Raw genomic sequence first — 18,121 nt, forward strand, 5'->3', positions numbered from 1 at the left:
TTAAATTCAACGCCCTGGATAGTGTCACTTCGGCCCGTCGAACGCCAGCACTTCGCGCAGCGACACCACTTTGCCCACCACAATCAGCGCCGGAGCGTGGAAACCCGCCGCTTCGCTGGCATCGGCCAGGCGCGCTAATGGCGCGCTGACCACCTGTTGCAACGGCGTGCTGGCATGCATTACCACCGCTGAAGGCGTGAGTGCTGGTTTGCCGCCATCAATCAGCGCGGCGCAAATCTCGCGCAGTTGTGCCATGCCCATCAATACCACCAGCGTGCCCGGCAACGCCGCCAGTTTATGCCACTCTTGCGGCTGGTTACCGGCGCGTAAATGGCCGGTGACCACATGAAAGCTGGAGGCATGATCCCGGTGCGTCACCGGAATGCCTGCCGCGGCCAGGCCACCAATGGCGGACGTAATGCCGGGAATGACTTCACAGGCAATACCCGCTTCGCGCAGCGCCTGCGCCTCTTCGCTGCCGCGCCCGAAAACAAACGGATCACCGCCTTTTAGCCGCACCACGCGCAAGCCGCGCCGGGCACAATCGATCAATATCTGATTAATCTGCGGCTGGGGAATAGGGTGGCAGTTGGCCTCTTTGCCCACATCGTGGAATTCACACGCCGGCGGCGCTTCTTCGAGCAACACCGGGTTTACCAGGCGGTCGTAGACCACAGCCTGCGCGTTACGCAAACAGGCCAATCCTTTTACCGTCATCAACCCCGGATCGCCAGGGCCTGCGCCTACCAGCCAGACTTTGCCGTTCATGCTGACATCTCCACCGGTTCGGCCAGGCCAATGCGCATCACATCGCGGGCAATCATCAACTCTTCGTTGGTGTTAATCACCGCGATTTTGACCATCGACTGTTCGGACTGGATAAAGCTGGCGTTGCGCTGGTTTTTATCCGCATCCAGTTCCAGCCCGAGGAAATACAGATCGCGGCAAATGGCATGCCTGGCGCGCGCAGAGTTTTCGCCAATGCCACCGGTAAACAGCAGGGCGTCAATTCCGCCGAGTTGCATAATGTAACTGCCAATCGTCGCGCGAATGCGTTCGGCAAACAGCGTGAGCGCCAGACTCGCGCGGGCGTTGCCCTCCTGCGCGGCTTTTTCCACATCGCGGTAATCATGCGACACGCCAGAAACGCCGAGCAGCCCGGATTCATTGTTGAGCAGCGTATTGAGTTGCTGCGGCGTTTTACCTTCGCGCAATGCCACCCACGGTAAAATTGACGGATCGATATCGCCGCTGCGGGTACCCATCATTACGCCGGACTGCGGAGTAAAGCCCATCGACGTATTCACCGAGCGGCCACCTTTAATGGCGCACAGGCTACTGCCATTGCCAAGATGACACGAGACGACCCGCAGGGCGCTCAGCGGCACGCCGAGTTTTTCCGCCAGCAATTGGCTGACATATTTGTGGCTGGTGCCGTGAAAACCATAGCGGCGGATACCCAACTCATCGTAGTAGCGCCACGGCAACGGGTAGATAAACGCGCTCTGCTCCAGCGTCTGATGAAACGAGGTGTCAAACACCGCCACGGCGGGCGCGTGCGGCAGCGCCTGGCGGAAAATACGGATCCCGGCGGCATTTACCGGGTTATGCAACGGCGCCAGTTCGGCTAAGCGTTCAATCTCGGCCAGTGCGGCGTCGGTCACCAGCGCGGAATCTTTAAACGCTTCGCCGCCGTGCGCCACGCGATGGCCGACACCATCAATGGCTTCCAGCGACGGGATAATGTGCAGCGTCAGCAGTTTTTCCAGCAGCAGCGTGGCAGCGGCGTGATGATCGGCAATAGTGAGGGTTTCCTGCCATTTTTGCTCGCCCTGTTTAAGGGTAAAAACCGCATCCGCAAGGCCGATGCGTTCAATCAGCCCCTGGCATAATACGCGGCCCTCGGGCAGCGCCAGCAACTGAAATTTAAGGGAAGAACTGCCGGCGTTAATCGCCATTATTGTGCGTGACATGAGGACTCCTGGTGTTGAAGAAATGCGACCACCTCGTCAATACCGCGTGCGGTTTTTGCGCTGGTGATAAAAAGCCGTCCCGCGCCGGATTGCTGCAACCAACGCCCGGCCTGGGCGATTTGCGCCGCGCTTGCCACATCGGCTTTGGTCACAATGCCGATGGTCGGGCGGTTCATCGGCAACGTGAAACCCGGTGAAAAGGGACACAGGTAAGCGTCGGCGTTGAGGGTGAGCGCAATGACATCGGCCTCGCAGGCGCTGGCGAGCAGCGCGCTGTACAGGCAACGGTTTTCCAGATATTCACCGGGGGTATCAATCGCCTCCGGTAGCCAGACCATCGCCTGCGTTTTTCGATACGCCAACGCCTCCCCGCGCAACCGCTGGGTGAGGGACGTTTTTCCGCACTGGCTGGGGCCAATCAGCATGATCCGTTTCATGGCGTCAGGTCCGCGTTACCGGGCAGGCGGTGAAATGCAGCATTTCACCGAGTGTGCGCGTTACCTGGCGCAGCGCGTATTCGACGGCAGACACATCGCCAATCAGCACCACTGCGCCGGTAAAGCGGTCGATAAAACCAATTTCCACCGCGCCGGATTTGGTGGCGATATCGCAAGCGATGATCGAGGCTTCGCTGGGCGTAATGGTCAAAATGCCTATTGCGGACGCGGCCTCGCTCAAGCCCAATTTCTGGTACAACCCTTTGCCTGGGTTGGCGATAAGGTGTGCCAGCGTCACTTGCTTACCGGGCACATACTCCTGAATCATGCGTTCGGTTGTCTGCTCCATTACCCCTCCACAATCTGTCGCCACATCGCTTCATGTGGGCGCGGGATCACCGTGCGATAAACCAACAAGCCTTTTTCTCCGGCACTTTCACTGGCGACGGAAACGGCGTTTTCCACATCAGAGATATCGCCGCTCACCACCATGTAGCATTTCCCGCCGATGCCGAAGGCCATATGCACGCGCACCAAAGTGACATTCGACGCTTTCACCGCGCGATCGGCGGCGCTAATACAGGCCGCCACGCTCCAGGTTTCCACCACGCCGACGGCCTGGCGCTGTTCAACGGCATTCAGGCCGCTGATGGCGGGCAACACGCTGGCGTGGATATTCGGCAGCACCAGGCTGTCCACGAGCATCTCGCCCGCCAGGCTGTCGCCGGTGGCAATTGCCTGTTGCACCGCGCCGACATCGCCGCCAATCATCAGCAAAAATTTGCCGGGGCAGAGCGTCTTGCTGACCAACAGCGTGACATTGGCGCTTTTGAGCATCACATCGCCCAGTTCCATGCCCTTCGCAATGCTGGTCAGTTCTAAAATTCCAATCGCCTGAGACATGGTTATCCTCTTACGACCGTGATGGTCTGTTCTGTTACGGCGCTGACCGTGCCGTCGATACTGGCGTGAATCGGTGCGCCGAGCGCGCCATCCGGGATCGTGGCAATGCACTGGCCGCGCGTGACCACGTCGCCTTCATACACACAAGGGACTGCGGCCGCGCCGATGTGCTGGCGCAGCGGCAGGCAAACCTGCGCAGGTTCAACGTTAAGTTCGGTTAATGGGGCGTCCTGATACCAGTCACTGAGCGCCAGCTTGCTGATCAGGCGCTTGACCGGGATTAGGCGGTAACGTGCCATTTCGTCGGCCTCGCGAAGCGGGCCTTCATAACGCGCGCCGTGCTGGCGCAGTTCGCTTTTCAACAAGCGGTTGACGCGCATCGGTGAGATCCCCACCGGGCAGGCGACGCTTTCGCAGACGTTGCACTCCGAGCAGGTGAGGGCGCTCAGGATAGTTTGCGGCGAGGCGACCTCTTTATAGTTCACCGCGCGCACCAGCAGATGTGGCGAAAGCTCATGGCCTATCAAATGGCGCGGGCACAAATCCGTACACAAGCGGCACTGCTCGCAGACGGTGCGGGCGATGGACAACACGGTGCGATCATCCTGCTGCCTTCGCTGAATTAACGGATGCGATTTCGGCAGCACCAGCAACCCGCCAGTGGTTTTGGTCACCGGCACATCGAGCGAGGGCAGCAGGGCGCCCATCATCGGCCCGCCGTTGATAAAACCCGGTTCGTCGACGGTCGCGCCGCCCGCCAGCGCCAGCACGTCGTGAAGCGCCATGCCCAGCGGCACCGTGACCGTCAGCGGCTGGCGCACCGCACCGTTCACCGTCAATGTCCGGCGGGTCACCGGATATTGCTGTTCAACGGCGCGGGCAATGTTCAGTACCGTCTGCACATTGTTGACCACCACGCCGACGCTGAGCGGCAGCGCAGCGGGCGGTACACGCCGCCCGGTCGCTAGCCAGATGGTGATCACCTCGTCTCCCGAGGGGTAAACATCCGGCAGAATATGCAGCCGGATGTTCGCGGGCAGCTGGGGCGTCAGGGCCGCGATGGCGGCGTGATATTTCTCTTTCAGGGCGATAATGCCTTCGCGCGCGCCGGTGGCCTGCATGCCATACAGCACGCCGCGTACCAGACGCGCCGGTTGTTGCGGCATCAGTTGCTGGTCGACTTTTAACATCGGTTCGCATTCGGCGGCATTGACCAGGAAGATCTCCACTTGCGCCTGCAATTTCACATGGGTTGGGAAACCCGCGCCGCCCGCGCCAACGACGCCTGCGTCGCGCACGCGTTGGCGAATGATTTCCGGCGTGGCGGGCATAACTTCACCCCACGGGCTGGCAACAAGGGCGGTTTCGCTCACAGTAACGCCTCCAGCAGTTCGCGTACGTCATCTGCCGTTGCCGCACGCGGGTTGGTTTTGAGGGTGATGTCGGCAAGCGCTGCCTGCACCATCGACGGGATCCGTTCACGCCAGCGCGGCTTGGCCTCGTTCAGCGCTTGCGCAAGCCCCGGCAGCCCGCATTGTTGTTTGAGCAACTCAATCTGGCGGATCAGGGCATTCACCGCCACGACCTCGTTCGCGGCTGGCGGGCAGAAATGGCACGCCCTGGCCAACCGGGCATAGCGCTTCGCCGCTCGCGCATCGGCAGCGTTAAAGCGGATCACCGCCGTCATCAGCAGCGCATTCGCCAGCCCGTGCGGCAGGTGAAACTGGCCGCCAATCTGGTGGGCGATAGCATGGTTGATGCCTAAACCCGCCTGGCTGAACGCCATTCCGGCGAGGGTCGCGGCGTTGTGCATTTTGCCTCGCGTGGCAAGGCAGTCGCCTTTGCGCACGGCAACGGGCAGGTACTGAAACACCAACTGCGCCGCTTTTTCCGCCAGCGCGTCGGTGAAGTCGCTGGCAAGGGGCGAAACATAAGCTTCCAGCGCATGGGTCAGCACATCCATTCCGGTGTTGGCGGTAATGGCGGGCGGCACGCTGACCACCAGCGCCGGGTCAAGAATCGCGATATCGGGATACATCGCATTATCAAACAGCGGGTACTTGATGCCTTTCTCCGGGTCGCTGATCACGCAGGCGCTGGTGACTTCGGAACCTGTGCCGCTGGTAGTCGGGATGGCGATACAGGTTTCGAGCGTGATATCGGACTTTTTGCTGAACCAGACAATCGCTTTGGCGGCATCCAGTGCGGAACCGCCGCCAAAACCAATCACCACCTGCGGTTTCAGGGCGTGCATCTGCGCGATCCCGGCGACGACCGTCGCAATGGTCGGATCCGGCGTGATCTCACTGAATACGCTGATGCGGTTATCCTGCGGGATCGCCTCGCGCAGCATGTCGATAAGCGGCGAGTGCGCCAGAAAACCGTCGCATACCACCCAGATATGCTTTTTGTGAAAACGCGCCAGTACTTGCAAGCTGCCCGCACCGCTGTAAAGCCGCGTCTGTAGCGAAAATGTGTTCATCGCGGCCTCGGTCAGCGAATCGAAAAACCGTTGGTCAGCACGCAGCGGCGCGAGCGCGCGAAACTTTTCGCTGACGTGGTGCCTTCCCCGGTGGGCGTGGCGATGGTGAAGGTGGTAAACCCTTCACCGCCAACGCCAATCCCGGCGTAAGACGGGCCGTTTTTCACAAAGATGGAGGTTTGCAGGCTGCGGGCGGCGAGATTGAGCCGCGAGACATTTTGCGAATGCATCACTGCGGTGTGGTGTAAACCTTCTTCCACCACCAGCGCCAACGCCAGCGCGGCCTCGAAATCGGCAACCCGCACCACCGGCAACACCGGCATTAACTGTTCGGCGGTGACCAGCGGATCGTTACCCGCCACGTCGGCAATCAGCAGGCGCGGTGCTTTCGGCGGCACGCTTAACCCGGCGGCTTGCAGGATGGCGGACGGGCTTTTTCCCACCAGCTTTTTATTCGCTACGCCGTCAATAATGCAGACCGCGCGCAGCTTATCGATATCGCCGCCGGTGATGCGCAACGCGCCAAATGCTTGCATCTGTTGCAGCAGCCGGTCGGCAACGCTTTCCACCACGATCAGGCTTTTTTCGGCAATGCACGGCAGGTTGTAGTCAAACGACGCGCCATTGATGATGTCTTCCGCGGCTTTCACCACATCGGCGGTTTCATCGACGATGCACGGCGGGTTCCCGGCGCCGGCGCCAATCACTTTTTTGCCGCTTTTTAAGCCCATCATCACAATGCCTGGCCCGCCGGTGATCGCCAGCAGGGCAATCTTCGGGTGCGCCATCATTTGCTGGGTGGCTTCGAAAGTCGGTTCCGCCACCGTCACCACAAGGTTGCGGATGCCGGTACTGCGAAACGCGATGTCTTCAATCATGCGGATCAGCTTCAGGGAGACGTTTTTCGCCCCCGGATGCGGGCTAAAGTAGATGGTGTTGCCCGCCGCCAGCATGCTGATGCTGTTATTGATAATGGTTTCTGTCGGGTTGGTGCTTGGCGCCACGGAGCCGACAACGCCAAACGGCGAATACTCGAACAGCACCATGCCGCCATCGCCGGTTAAGGCGGTGGTGGTGAGATCCTCAATGCCCGGCGTGTTTTCCAGCGCCGCTTTGTTTTTCAGTAGCTTATCGTCTTTGTTGCCCATCCCGGTTTCACTGGCGCTCTCTTCGGAAAGCTGCGCCAGGTGCGGCGCCAGTTCATCACGCAGGCTGCTAATAATGGCGCTGCGAGTTTTCAACGGGCATTGCTGATAACGCAAAAAGGCCTGGTGCGCTGCTTCAATTGCCTGGGCGGGCGTGGCGAAAACGCCTTTGTCAGCCGAGCTTTTCTCCTGCGCGGGGGTCAGCTGCTCGCTCAGAATGGTGCGAATAAGGGTTTCCAGTTCTGACGTATTCATTGATTGTTTCCCATTTTGACTGCCGCAATGGCGGCCTGAGCAATGTCCATGTCCTGTTCAACGGAGCCGCCGCTGATACCAAGACCACCAATAATGTTGCCGTCGCGCCACAGCGGAAAACCGCCGCCAAAGGTCACGACTTTGCCCGCCATTTGCGCCTCCAGCCCATACAGCGGGCTGCCCGGCTGCACAGCAGTGGAGAGTTGATGCGTGGCGGATTTCATGGCTACCGCAGTCCAGGCTTTTTTCGGCGCCAGCTCGCTACTGACCAGCAACGCGTCCGGCATCCGCCAAGTCAGCATGCCGATGCCGCTGGCATCTACCACGCTTATCACCACGGGCACGCCAAGTGCTTCGGCGCGTTCACTTGCCGCTCTGACAAGCTGATGCAGTTCATGAAAGGAGAGTGACATGGGGCTGCGCTCCGAAGGGTGTCCGGCGGCGGCGCGGTAACGTGTCGCCACCTCATTAATAATGTGTTGCTGGTGGGTGAGGTGATCCTCAAGCCGCGCCAGCGCATATAAACAGTCGGAAAGGCGGTTGATATAGCGCAGCAGTACCTGGCGCACCTTGACCTGTTCACTCAACTCCACCAGCCGACGTTCGGCGCGGCGGGCGAGTGTGCGGGCAAAGTGCAACCGGCTGGCGGGTTCGCCGCGCCCGGGCAAAATAAAGCTGTGCACGTCATCTACCTGCGCCATCGCACGGTCGATAGCCTGCTCCAGCGCGTCAATCTCTTCGGTGCTGATGTAGCGCTGCCCGGCGGTCGGGGCGTCGTTTTCGCTGGCCAGTTCGGCGCTGAACCAAAAAATCTGTAGCTGCACGGCATCGAGAAACGCCTTTACCCCGTCAGCTTGCACCGCGCAGGCGCACAGACTGAGTGACGCGTTCAGTTCATCCAGCGTGCCGTAGGTCTCCACGCGCGGGTGGGTTTTGCTGACCCGTTGGCCGCTAAACAGCGCGGTCGTTCCGGCGTCGCCTGTTCGGGTATAAATGGCCATGTGCGCTCCTTAACGCGCCAGCGTGTCGACAATGCCGACCACTGCTAAATCGATGGCTTCATTCGGCACGCTGAAAACATGCCGCGCACTGGAACCACTGCTCAGCAGCACCAGTTCACCGACGCCAGCGCCTACCGAATCCACCGCCACTTCATCACCCCGTAAAGGGTTGACCGGGAGTTCTCCTTCGAGCGTGACGCGGCGCACCAGCAGCAGCTTTTTCCCGACCAGCGACGGCGATTTTTGTGTCGATACCACTGAACCTGTTACGCGTGCGAGATGCATGATTCACTCCTGCTTGACCAGTTGAATGTGTTGAGCTTGCGCCGCCTCGCGGGCCAGGGCGGTAATAACCGTCTTGCGGGAGGTGACCAGCCACCCGCCGCGCCGCCCGCTGATATCCCGGTAGCTAAGGACATTTTTCAGATGCAGCGCCACCGTTGCGCCCTCGGCATCGCGCCACTGGCACGGCACGCGGGCGAGATCGCGAAGCGGCAGGTGGGCGAGGCTGCGCCCAGGCAACGTGACGCAGACCGGCATACCGAGCGACAACGCTTCAAACAGGTTCGCCACCGCCGTGTTATCGCGATCGCCCTCCGCCAGTTGGCAGATAAACGGCAAATCCGTGCGTGTTATCGACAGGCTGTCATGCGTCAGAAACAGCTTCAGCACCGAGGCATGGCGTAGCTGCTCCTGGCTTAACGTCGCCGGGTTACCGCTGCGTGCCTGCAAGCGGGCGACAATCAGCTCTACGATGTGGCGAATCTGCTCATCGGTCATCACGGTCATAAATGTTTCACCAGCCGCGCGAAGGCATTCGGATCGTCCGCTCCGGAGGCGTTGGCTTCATCGGTATCAATATGCATTTCAAGGCGCATATCGGGCGAAACCCGCACCGCCACATCGTCAAAAAGGGTGCGGCGACCGCTGCCTTCAATGGCGACACTTACCGCATCACCATGCGAAACGCGCAGCACCAGCGCATCCAGCGGCGACATGTGAATATGGCGCTGGGCGACGATCACACCGCTTTCCAGTTCAATTTCTGCCCACGGGCTGATGAGCTTCACGCCGGGCGTACCGCTGAGATTGCCGGACATACGCAGCGGTGCCGGGATGCCGAGCGTTCGCGCGTCGGTTCGTGATATTTCCACCTGGCTTCTGCCACGCAGCGGGCCGAGTAAGCGGACGTTTTTTATCTGGCCTTTTGGCCCTGCCAGCGTCACGGTTTGCTCGGCGGCAAACTGCCCCGGCTGTAACAGCGCTTTCTTTTCTGTTACCGGCATCTCCGGGAACAACCGGTCATAATCCTGCTGCGAAAGATGGATATGTCGGTTCGAAATACCCAGCGGGATGGGGCGTAAGCGCATCTCATCCAGCACCTGAGTGACAACATGTTCGACTAACTGCTTATCCATAGTGATTTACCCTGGATTGTTATTCGCCTCGTTGGCCGTTATGCAGGCATAACGAGCGTGGTTCCCCTTTTTGACGCGGACACGCCGGGTCGAGACAGAGGTTGCAGGTGACTTGCCGCTGTTCAGACGTTGCTTCGTGCAACGTTTGCGTTACGGCATCGTTCGCCTGCACAACCTCTTGGGGTGCCTTATCCACCACCGCAGGCTGCGGGACGGCCGGGAAAATCCCGTCGCCGGGGCGCGCAATAACTTTTTGCGCCACCAGCCCGTCCTGCGCCTGGGCCACGCTTGCGCCGTTGATAATGGCCGACTGCACAGACGCCACATCCCCGGCGATTTTGATCACCGTCCAGCCTGAGCCATTGGTTTTTTCCAGACCCAGCAGCGTGATGGACGCGGCTTTCGCCATGGCATCCGCGCAATTGATGGCCAGCGCCAGACCGCTAACTTCCAGTAAACCCAGTGATTGCTTCACGCTGTACTCCTCCAGCCGTCAGGCGGATTTCGGTAAAATGGCTTCGACGTCGCTGTGCGGGCGCGGGATCACGTGGCAAGACTTCACTTCGCCGACCACGCTGGCGGCAGCGGCACCGGCATCAACCGCGGCTTTCACCGCGCCAACGTCGCCGCGCACCATTACGGTGACCAGCCCCGAGCCGATTTTTTCGTAGCCCACCAGTTGCACGTTGGCCGACTTCACCATGGCGTCGGCGGCTTCAATGGCACCCACCAACCCTTTTGTTTCAACCAGTCCCAATGCGTTGTTCATACTGCGATTCTCCTGTGGATGGATAAGCGGGTTACCGGAACGGTATCCCTTTCACCAGACGGGCGGCATTGCTGCCAGCGATGCGCCGCGACTGACTTTCGGCATGCTGCATCAGCGTAAAAAGCGGCGCGGATGCGGGTAAATTTCGATAGTGAATAACCAGTTGTTGGCTGTCGCAGGCGATGCCCACCAGCAATGCAGACTGGTTTGCCGCCTGCCAGGCGCTGGAGACCACTTCCTGCCCGGCGATTTGCTGCCAGCGCCATGGAATACCTTCTTCTTCAATGCCCCACAGCACCTCCTGCCACAGCGGCTGGCAGTCGCCATGCGCGTGAATCACAATCGCCGGACGTTCCTGATTAGTGCTCATCGGCAGACTCCTTACGCCAGGAGAGGATCAGGCCGGTGGCGACAGCGTTGCGCGGGCCTTCAACGCCGCGAATATTGCCGCGACCAGCCACCAACCGGTAATGGGCGAGAGCGTCTGTGACCAGTTGCGGCACTTCAAAATCCAGCGATGAACCGCCGACCAGCACCACAAACGGGATGTCGCGGATATTGCCGGTGGGGCTGACCTGGCGCAGCGCGCGCAGGGCATTGGTGACAAACACGCGCTCTTTCGCGCTACGGCGAATCAGGCGGATTTTTTCCAGCGACAAATCGCCGGGCAGCGGCACCAGTTCATCGGGTTTCACCACGCACACACGCGCGAACACCTCCGGCGGCAGCGCAGTGGGGAAGAATTGCACGTTGCCGTCTTCATGGCGCAAGTGGAACAGGCTTTCGACCTTGGCGAGGGGATACTTTTTGATCTCTTCTGCCAGGTAGCGATCGGTCAGCCCCAGTTCGCGGGCGATGATCATGGTGACCATATCGCCAGCACCGGCCAGATGGGTGGCGATGATCTCGCCCTGCGCATTGATGATTGACGCATCGGTTGAACCCGCGCCGAGATCCAGGATCGCCAGCGGGCGGGTCGTGCCGGGCGTGGTCAACGCGCCAAGAATGGCGGCTTCGGCTTCCGCGCCGCCAACCTGCACGTCGATATGCAGTTTTTGTTCGATTTCGTGGGCGATCATCGCCATCTGCAAACGGTCAGACTTGACCATCGAGGCAATACCAACCGCCTGCTCCAGCGAGAACTCACCGGCTAATCCGCCTGTCACGCTGACCGGCACGGCGGTATCCACCGCCAGCAGATCCTGGATGTAGACTTCGCTGCTCGGCTTGTTAGTCAACTCCGCCATGGTCTGGCGCACATGCTCCAGCATGCCGCCGATATTGGTGCCCGCCTCGCCGGTAACGTTATCCAGCCGGGGGCAGGCTTCGACGGCTTTCATGATCGCTTCCGCGCCTGCGGCCACGTCCACTTTGACGCTGCGCCCGGCGCTCATCAGCTCAATATTGCCTGCCGGAATCGAACGCGCTTTCACATCACCGGACGGGGTTTTCACCACCACGGCGGAACGGTTGCCGATCAGCGCGCGCGCGACGGGGACAATGTTTTTTGTCTCTTCGGCATTGAGCGAAAAAACCGTGGCGATGCCGTAAGGATTGGAGAGGCTTTCGATCACTTTGCCCGGCAGCGCCACTTCGATAGCTGCCAACATGCCGAGCGGAATGCGGTCGATGTACAGCACTTCATCGACGATGGGCAGCGGCCGGTTAAGGCGGTTGTTCACCAGCACGCCGTCGTCGCGCTGCAAAATCACGCCGTTTATCTGGTAACCGGCCTGAGTGGCGGCGTTGACCATTTGCGCGACATCGGCGAAATCAAACGCGCTGGAGACCACCAAAATGTAGGGCTGTTCCGCCGGGCGAGACAGCAACTCCTGTGGCGTGATGGTGACGCCAACGCCCAGCCCGACGCCGCCGGGGGTTTTCGGGTTGTGACCAATCATGGTCGATTCGGTGATGATGGTTTCGGTGATGGTTTCCATCGCCACATCACCGATCACCGGTGTCGCTTCGTTAATGCGGATAAGCGAAATATCGCTGACAGAGATACCGGCGCGCGCCACCGCGCTGTTCAGCGCTTCCTGAATACCGAACACATTGCGCAGCGTCCCTTTAATGCCGGTGGTGTCCGCCAGCGCACTGCTCACAATGGCCAGCGCGCCGCGGTTATCCAGCGCGGCGAGCGCCACTTCGGTGGAGGCGTTGCCAATATCAATGCCAGCTATATAACGCATACATCATCCTTGCGGTTAGTCATCGCCTTTGAGTTTTTTACGCTCGACGTACAGGGCTGCGGCCTCGCGAACAAAGGCCGCGCAGATCTTCGCGTGGTAACGGCTTTCCAGATCCTCGGCGATCTCCAGCAGTTCTTGTTGACTGGAGCGGTACGGACGCAGGGCGTTATAAATTTCGAGGATGCGATCGTCCGGTACGGCGGTCAGTTCGGCGGCGCGTTCGAAGTTCATTGCCAACCTGTCGCGCCCGGCATCGCGGGCGATCGCCGCCTGGATACGCAGGGTTTCCGGGGTGATACGCATATCCTGGGCGGTGATCTTGCCGCTCAACACGTTGGCGAGGGTCAGTTCTTCCAGCGTCTTGTTGGTGGCGGTTTTCACCCATTCCGGGTGCTTACTCGCCAGTGGGTAATCGTGCACTTTGGCCTGGTGCTGAGTTGTGCCTGGCGCGGGAGCTGCCGTTGTCGGCGTCGCGCCTTGCAGGCTGTTCATCCGGCTAAGCACATCACGAACCATTGATTCAATGGCATCTGCATTCATGGTGTTGTCCTTTTAAAGCGCAACGCGCAGCTCTTGCGGGTTTTTGCCCGTCACGACGTATTTGGTTTCTTTGATGTGCAAAATGGCCGACTTCGCCTGGTACTTCGGCCGTGCCATCTGATCGTTGAGCGTCGGGACCGGCTGCGGCGACTCACGCTTGGCGTAGCGCGCGGCGTTTTTGCCAATCTGCCGGTAGGTTTCCAGCGTCAACAACGGCGCCTGTGGGAACAGTTCAAGGTTCGACAGCGGCGGCAGCCCTTGCTGGTGGATAACCGTGGTGCCTTTCGACTGGATACCCACCGAAATGCCCGAACCGCTCAGGCGGTTACCTTCGACGGCGACAAACGCCACGTCGGAGGATTTAAAGCAGCGAATGACCCGCGCTTTAACGCCTTCTTCTTCGATCCCGGCGATCACTTCACGCAGGATGCTTTTGTGCGGTAAACCGACGATATTGACGGTCTGCGACAAGCCAAAGGCCGGGCCGACGGCAATGATCACTTCATCCTGCTGGGTGCCCGGTTTGGCTTCGCCAATCTCTGTCAGAAAACCACCTTCTGCCGACGTCGCCGCGGAAGATGCGCGGTTAGCAGGGGCGCTGAACGAGACCGTTTTGTCACTGGTTTTCATCTCTGCCAGCACGTCTTCGACGATTTGACGCAGCAGCTTTTCATTGATTTCCATGCTTCACCCCTTAGCCCAGTTCGTTCGGATCGATGGCGGCCGGGATGTTTTTGATCTCTTCCCAGCGTTCGCCTTGCAGGCGATAGCCTGTTGCCGGACCCGCGTAATCGTTGACGTCATTTACTGCCGACAGCACCTGGCCGTCGCCAACGATGATGGCGGAGGTGTGCAGGTAATCCCCGGTGAGTTTGGCTTTCTGGATATTGAGCATGTCCTGGGCGACATCGTTAAAGCCGCCTTGCGCCAGCGCTTTCACCACTTCCAGCCCGTTGCGGTTTTTGTTGATGATCTCCTGGGCGAATTTGATGTCTTCGACGATGTTGCGCTCCGGCATATCTTTTGAACCGTGCGCATAGGTCGCCGCTTCTACCTCTTCGTCAGTGATCGGCGGTAGCCCCATTCCCGCGAAAACGGCTTGTAATGCGCGCGCCGCTTTGTTGCGGATCGCAATCACGTCTTCTTCACGTACCGGGCGCAGGCCGCCATCGACTTTCAGGTCGCGCTGCAACACGTTGTAGTCGTCGAAATCTTCCGCATCTTCATTGGAACCGGCGAACATGTTGTCGTAGTTCGGCACCGCCGAATAACCGGAGGAGATAAAGTCAGTACCAGGCAGGAACTGCATCAGCAGACGCGCGGTACGGCGCATATCCGAGTGGGTAAAGGTCTGGTCGTTACTGGAGGCGCATTCGAGATCCAACGCCGAGCAAATCAGGTTTTCCGCCAGTACGGCGCGAATCCCCGACGGCACGGCGGAAGGTACGCCGATGCAGCTTACCGAGCCGTTTTGCAGCCCCTGAACGCCCGCCGCTTTGGTGATGTAAATGCAGCGCGCTTCGAGATAAAGCATCGATTTCCCTTCGGCGTAACCCATTTGCACTTCGGAGCCAGAACCGGAGGTAAAGCGCATTTTCAAGCCACGTGAAGCATAAGACGAGGCGAGAAAGCCTTTCGACCACGGCGTATCGTCCCCGTCGGTAAACACCGGTTCGGTGCCGTAAACCGAGATGGTTTCCGCATAGCAGGTGTGGCCGAGCATGCCGAGTTTCAGCTCGGTGGCTTCTTCCAGCGAACACTGCGTTAATACGCCGGGGCGACCAACCTGCGAACCGACCAGCAGGGCGATGGCGTTAAACGGTGCGTAACGCGCCACCGCGACGGTGGTTTCTTGTTCGTCAAAACCGCGCCATGCGCCTTCTGCGGCGTCGGCGGCGATCTGCACCGGGTTGTCTTTGACGTTGGTGACGTGCGCTTGCTGTGACGGCGTGCGGCGGGCGCGCATTTTCTGCATCGCCATCATCATCTCCACGACGTTCATCTGCGACATCACTTCAACAATCTTCGCCGGGGTCATTGCAGTGGTCAGCGGCACAATGTCGCTGCGTTTGACGTTCGGATCGCACAGCATATTGGCGAGCTTCACCGAATCCATCGCCATCACTTCTTCGGCGCGCGCAAGGTTGATGCCGTAACGGGCAATAAAGTGGTCAATCAGGTCAAACTCTTTGGCGGATTTTCCGTCAAGCTCAGTGACCATGCCGTTGACGATGCGAATGGACGGTTTCGGATCGTTCGGGCTTTCCATTGCAATAAAGCCTTCTTCGATCCACTCCTTCACAAAGCCGTCCTGGTTAACAGGGCGTTTCGCCAGCGCTTCAAATCGTTTCGATCTCATGAAACAGCCTCTCTGTTATCAGATGTAGGACGGGCGATCGTTTTTCGGCTCCGCGCCCAGCGTGCCAAGCACGGTTTTGCCGATTTCGCGGGCGGAAATCACCGCCTGGCGTACCGCGCCGGAGTCCCCGGAGATGATCAGAATCGCTTCGTTCGAGAAGCTAGTGCCTTTGGCCGGTGAGCTGTAGGCCACCACTTCTACATTGGCGGATTTCAGGGCGGTATCAGCCATCAGCACGCCCACCGACGCCGGGGCGCCAACAATCACCCCGCAGGAGCGACCCACCGGCGCGCCAAACGCTTTTTCCAGCGCGTAGCTGGCGCGGGCGGTGTATTGCAGCTCGATATGACCAGCGTCATTGGCGTACACATCGCCGAAGGTGCGATCCAACTCTTTAAGCGCCACTTCCACCGCGCGTTTGACGTCGGAAACATCATTCCCGCCGAACAGGATCAGCGAGCCGTGACCAGCGCCGCCTTTGGTATCGCGCGGCAATTCAATGCTCACCACTTCGGTGTTGGTGGCTTTCACCGCCTCGTCCGCCGCCATAATGTGCGGGCCTGCGCCGGTACGTGCGCCGAGAATGCCTATCGAACGAAAACGTTTTTCCAGCTTCATTGCGTCAAGCAGTGCGCTATCTACGTTGGCAATCACCAGACCGACGGTGTCGCCGATAGCGGTGCCGACAAACTCCGTTAAACTGCAGCTTTTTTCTGCCATAGCCGTCTCTCGTTTTATGTGGGTGACATCAGGGGAGGCCTGGGGTGCCGATACGCGCGCGACCACCTGAGCCATGATCTGTTCCACCAGCTCATTGCTGCTCATTGGCTAATTCCCTTCGGTAAGAGTTTTTCAACATCGGTATGCGGGCGTGGGATGACGTGTACGGCTTTCACTTCTCCCACCTGCGCAGCGGCTGCTGCTCCGGCATCGGTTGCCGCTTTCACCGCCCCGACATCGCCGCGAACAATAACGGTGACCAGGCCAGAACCTATTTTTTCGTAGCCCACTAACATCACATTGGCTGATTTCACCATCGCGTCGGCGGCTTCAATCGCGGCAGTTAAGCCTTTGGTTTCCACCATTCCTAATGCTTCTTGTTGCATAAAGACCTCGATAAGGTTGTCCTGATTTTTGGACTATACAAATAAGCGAGGAAAAAGAATGGCTCTCTTGAACTTATGTGAAAAACTTCCTGGTGTGATTAAAAGAATAAATTGCTGATGTATATTTTAAACTGATGATTTTTATGTGTATTTGTTGTGTTGTTTGATAGCAAATTATTGTTATTACAATATCAAATTTACATTTTTCGGCGTGACAAAATAAATATGAAGGAGTAATTGCGCGTGCGGAAAGATTTTGTGAGCAAGGCCGGAAAACCGAATAACAAAAATAACAAGAATCTGTTATCGGTCGCTGTTAAATAAGAGCGAAATAAGTCGTGATGGCTAAAGGAAATAGTTATTCGGCATAACAAAATAGTGTTATTGCCTGACGACTTTTTAGGTCTTTTTGCCCGGAGGTTGCCAACACTTTTCCCCTACGCATTCCTATAGTGTGCGGCGTTGTACTCTGCCACCAGCTTCAGGGGTGCTGGTGAGGTCTGACTCTACCTGGAAGGTGACACAATGAATGATTCACTAAGGGCGCAATGTATCGCCGAATTTTTAGGCACCGGTCTGTTTCTGTTTTTTGGTATCGGCTGCCTGTGCGCCATGAAAGTGGCGGGTGCGACGCTTGGGCTGTGGGAAATTTGCATTATTTGGGGGTTGGGTATTTCGCTGGCGGTTTACCTGACGGCGGGCATTTCAGGCGCGCATCTGAACCCGGCGATTACCGTTGCGCTGTGGCTGTTTGCCCGTTTTCCCGGTCGCAAAGTGCTGCCGTATAGCCTGGCGCAAATCGCCGGAGGGTTTGGCGGCGCGGCATTGGCTTATCTGCTGTACCGCAATCTGTTTCTGGAATACGAGGCCGCGCATCACCTGGTGCGGGGCAGTCTGGAGAGTCTGCAACTGGCGGCGCTGTTTACTACCTATCCCGCAGCGGCGCTGAATGTCTGGCAGGCGGCGCTGGTGGAAGTGGTCATCACCTCGATTCTGATGGGGGTGATCATGGCGCTGACCGATGACGGTAACGGCGTGCCGCGCGGGCCGCTGGCACCGCTGTTGATTGGCCTTCTGGTGGCGGTGATCGGCGCGTCGATGGGGCCGCTGACCGGGTTCGCGATGAACCCCGCGCGTGATTTTGGGCCGAAGCTGTTTATCTTCTTTGCCGGTTGGGGCGAAACAGCAATGACCGGCGGGCGCGAAATTCCTTACTTTATTGTGCCGATCGTCGCTCCTATTATCGGTGCCTGCGCCGGTGCGGCCTGTTACCGCTATCTGATTGGCAAAAATCTACCGGGAAATACGGGCGAGCTAAAAGAAAAACAGAGCTGATGGCTGATCAACCAATTAAGAAACAGCTTGCAGTGGAATGAATATATTTCGTGATCTGCTTTCCTGAACGCATTAAATCGCCTCCCAGGGATGGGAGACTTTTGTTATCTTGATTTTTGTTTAGTGCTCGGGATTATTAAGTTTCGTTGTAAGAAGATCCTGAACTGTAAACAAATCACGTTGTTTATAACAATAAATTAAAATTC

At 58.7% G+C, this 18,121-nt stretch carries 22 protein-coding genes; 1 reads left to right on the forward strand and 21 read right to left on the reverse strand.

The window, feature by feature from the left end; all coding sequences use genetic code 11:
• Window positions 1-24: 24 nt before the first annotated feature.
• Genes cobA through pduA form a run of 21 tightly spaced genes read right to left on the reverse strand, consistent with a single transcriptional unit; the run spans window position 25 to window position 16,580 of the window.
• Window positions 25-768 (reverse strand): uroporphyrinogen-III C-methyltransferase, encoded by a 744-nt coding sequence (gene cobA / locus AAEY27_RS08430; protein ID WP_342324599.1) that lies wholly within the window; start codon window positions 766-768, stop codon window positions 25-27.
• Window positions 765-1,973, reverse strand: coding sequence for an acetate/propionate family kinase (locus AAEY27_RS08435; protein WP_342324601.1), 1,209 nt, complete (start codon window positions 1,971-1,973; stop codon window positions 765-767). Before AAEY27_RS08435 ends, cobA begins: the two co-directional genes overlap by 4 nt.
• Window positions 1,958-2,410, reverse strand: a complete 453-nt coding sequence (locus tag AAEY27_RS08440) for a EutP/PduV family microcompartment system protein (protein WP_342324602.1) — start codon at window positions 2,408-2,410, stop codon at window positions 1,958-1,960. The genes AAEY27_RS08435 and AAEY27_RS08440 overlap by 16 nt, the downstream gene beginning before the upstream one ends.
• Before the next feature lie 4 nt (window positions 2,411-2,414).
• Window positions 2,415-2,759 carry a propanediol utilization microcompartment protein PduU gene (gene pduU / locus AAEY27_RS08445; protein WP_342324603.1) on the reverse strand — a complete coding sequence of 115 codons (345 nt, stop codon included), beginning with the start codon at window positions 2,757-2,759 and terminating at the stop codon, window positions 2,415-2,417.
• Window positions 2,759-3,313, reverse strand: a complete 555-nt coding sequence (gene pduT / locus AAEY27_RS08450; RefSeq protein ID WP_342324605.1) for a propanediol utilization microcompartment protein PduT — start codon at window positions 3,311-3,313, stop codon at window positions 2,759-2,761. The genes pduU and pduT overlap by 1 nt, the downstream gene beginning before the upstream one ends.
• Before the next feature lie 2 nt (window positions 3,314-3,315).
• Window positions 3,316-4,644 carry a 4Fe-4S dicluster domain-containing protein gene (locus AAEY27_RS08455; RefSeq protein WP_342325512.1) on the reverse strand — a complete coding sequence of 443 codons (1,329 nt, stop codon included), beginning with the start codon at window positions 4,642-4,644 and terminating at the stop codon, window positions 3,316-3,318.
• Between the two features lie 38 nt (window positions 4,645-4,682).
• On the reverse strand, window positions 4,683-5,795 hold the full coding sequence (locus AAEY27_RS08460) for a 1-propanol dehydrogenase PduQ (protein WP_342324606.1): 1,113 nt from the start codon (window positions 5,793-5,795) through the stop codon (window positions 4,683-4,685).
• An 11-nt stretch (window positions 5,796-5,806) separates the two neighbouring features.
• The gene (pduP, locus tag AAEY27_RS08465) at window positions 5,807-7,195 is read right to left on the reverse strand and encodes a CoA-acylating propionaldehyde dehydrogenase PduP (protein WP_342324607.1); all 1,389 of its coding nucleotides are present in this window, start codon (window positions 7,193-7,195) and stop codon (window positions 5,807-5,809) included.
• Window positions 7,192-8,196: a two-domain cob(I)yrinic acid a,c-diamide adenosyltransferase PduO gene (pduO, locus tag AAEY27_RS08470; protein WP_342324609.1), complete on the reverse strand. Its 1,005-nt coding sequence runs from the start codon at window positions 8,194-8,196 to the stop codon at window positions 7,192-7,194. The genes pduP and pduO overlap by 4 nt, the downstream gene beginning before the upstream one ends.
• A gap of 9 nt (window positions 8,197-8,205) precedes the next feature.
• Window positions 8,206-8,481 (reverse strand): EutN/CcmL family microcompartment protein, encoded by a 276-nt coding sequence (locus tag AAEY27_RS08475; protein WP_342324610.1) that lies wholly within the window; start codon window positions 8,479-8,481, stop codon window positions 8,206-8,208.
• Between the two features lie 3 nt (window positions 8,482-8,484).
• On the reverse strand, window positions 8,485-8,985 hold the full coding sequence (pduM, locus tag AAEY27_RS08480) for a PduM family microcompartment protein (protein ID WP_342324612.1): 501 nt from the start codon (window positions 8,983-8,985) through the stop codon (window positions 8,485-8,487).
• A complete protein-coding gene (locus AAEY27_RS08485; RefSeq protein ID WP_342324614.1) occupies window positions 8,982-9,614 on the reverse strand; it encodes a phosphate propanoyltransferase in 633 nt (210 codons plus the stop codon). The genes pduM and AAEY27_RS08485 overlap by 4 nt, the downstream gene beginning before the upstream one ends.
• A 19-nt stretch (window positions 9,615-9,633) precedes the next feature.
• Window positions 9,634-10,089, reverse strand: a complete 456-nt coding sequence (locus tag AAEY27_RS08490; protein WP_342324615.1) for a BMC domain-containing protein — start codon at window positions 10,087-10,089, stop codon at window positions 9,634-9,636.
• Between the two features lie 18 nt (window positions 10,090-10,107).
• On the reverse strand, window positions 10,108-10,383 hold the full coding sequence (gene pduJ, locus AAEY27_RS08495; protein WP_058911289.1) for a propanediol utilization microcompartment protein PduJ: 276 nt from the start codon (window positions 10,381-10,383) through the stop codon (window positions 10,108-10,110).
• Window positions 10,384-10,414: 31 nt separating this feature from the next.
• Window positions 10,415-10,753 carry a glycerol dehydratase reactivase beta/small subunit family protein gene (locus tag AAEY27_RS08500; RefSeq protein WP_342324617.1) on the reverse strand — a complete coding sequence of 113 codons (339 nt, stop codon included), beginning with the start codon at window positions 10,751-10,753 and terminating at the stop codon, window positions 10,415-10,417.
• Window positions 10,743-12,575 carry a diol dehydratase reactivase subunit alpha gene (locus tag AAEY27_RS08505; protein WP_342324618.1) on the reverse strand — a complete coding sequence of 611 codons (1,833 nt, stop codon included), beginning with the start codon at window positions 12,573-12,575 and terminating at the stop codon, window positions 10,743-10,745. Before AAEY27_RS08505 ends, AAEY27_RS08500 begins: the two co-directional genes overlap by 11 nt.
• 15 nt (window positions 12,576-12,590) lie before the next feature.
• On the reverse strand, window positions 12,591-13,115 hold the full coding sequence (gene pduE, locus AAEY27_RS08510) for a propanediol dehydratase small subunit PduE (RefSeq protein ID WP_342324620.1): 525 nt from the start codon (window positions 13,113-13,115) through the stop codon (window positions 12,591-12,593).
• 12 nt (window positions 13,116-13,127) lie between these two features.
• Entirely contained in the window at window positions 13,128-13,799 is a 672-nt protein-coding gene (gene pduD / locus AAEY27_RS08515; protein ID WP_342324621.1) for a propanediol dehydratase medium subunit PduD, read from the reverse strand.
• 10 nt (window positions 13,800-13,809) lie between these two features.
• Window positions 13,810-15,474, reverse strand: a complete 1,665-nt coding sequence (pduC, locus tag AAEY27_RS08520) for a propanediol dehydratase large subunit PduC (protein ID WP_342324623.1) — start codon at window positions 15,472-15,474, stop codon at window positions 13,810-13,812.
• 18 nt (window positions 15,475-15,492) lie between these two features.
• Window positions 15,493-16,299 carry a propanediol utilization microcompartment protein PduB gene (gene pduB, locus AAEY27_RS08525; RefSeq protein ID WP_342324624.1) on the reverse strand — a complete coding sequence of 269 codons (807 nt, stop codon included), beginning with the start codon at window positions 16,297-16,299 and terminating at the stop codon, window positions 15,493-15,495.
• Window positions 16,296-16,580: a propanediol utilization microcompartment protein PduA gene (pduA, locus tag AAEY27_RS08530; RefSeq protein WP_342324626.1), complete on the reverse strand. Its 285-nt coding sequence runs from the start codon at window positions 16,578-16,580 to the stop codon at window positions 16,296-16,298. Before pduA ends, pduB begins: the two co-directional genes overlap by 4 nt.
• A gap of 525 nt (window positions 16,581-17,105) precedes the next feature.
• Here pduA and pduF point away from each other — a divergent pair.
• Window positions 17,106-17,915, forward strand: coding sequence for a propanediol diffusion facilitator PduF (pduF, locus tag AAEY27_RS08535; RefSeq protein ID WP_342324628.1), 810 nt, complete (start codon window positions 17,106-17,108; stop codon window positions 17,913-17,915).
• The last annotated feature ends 206 nt before the right edge of the window (window positions 17,916-18,121 follow it).

The organism is Kosakonia sp. BYX6 (genome assembly GCF_038449125.1).
GTDB lineage: Bacteria > Pseudomonadota > Gammaproteobacteria > Enterobacterales > Enterobacteriaceae > Kosakonia > Kosakonia calanthes.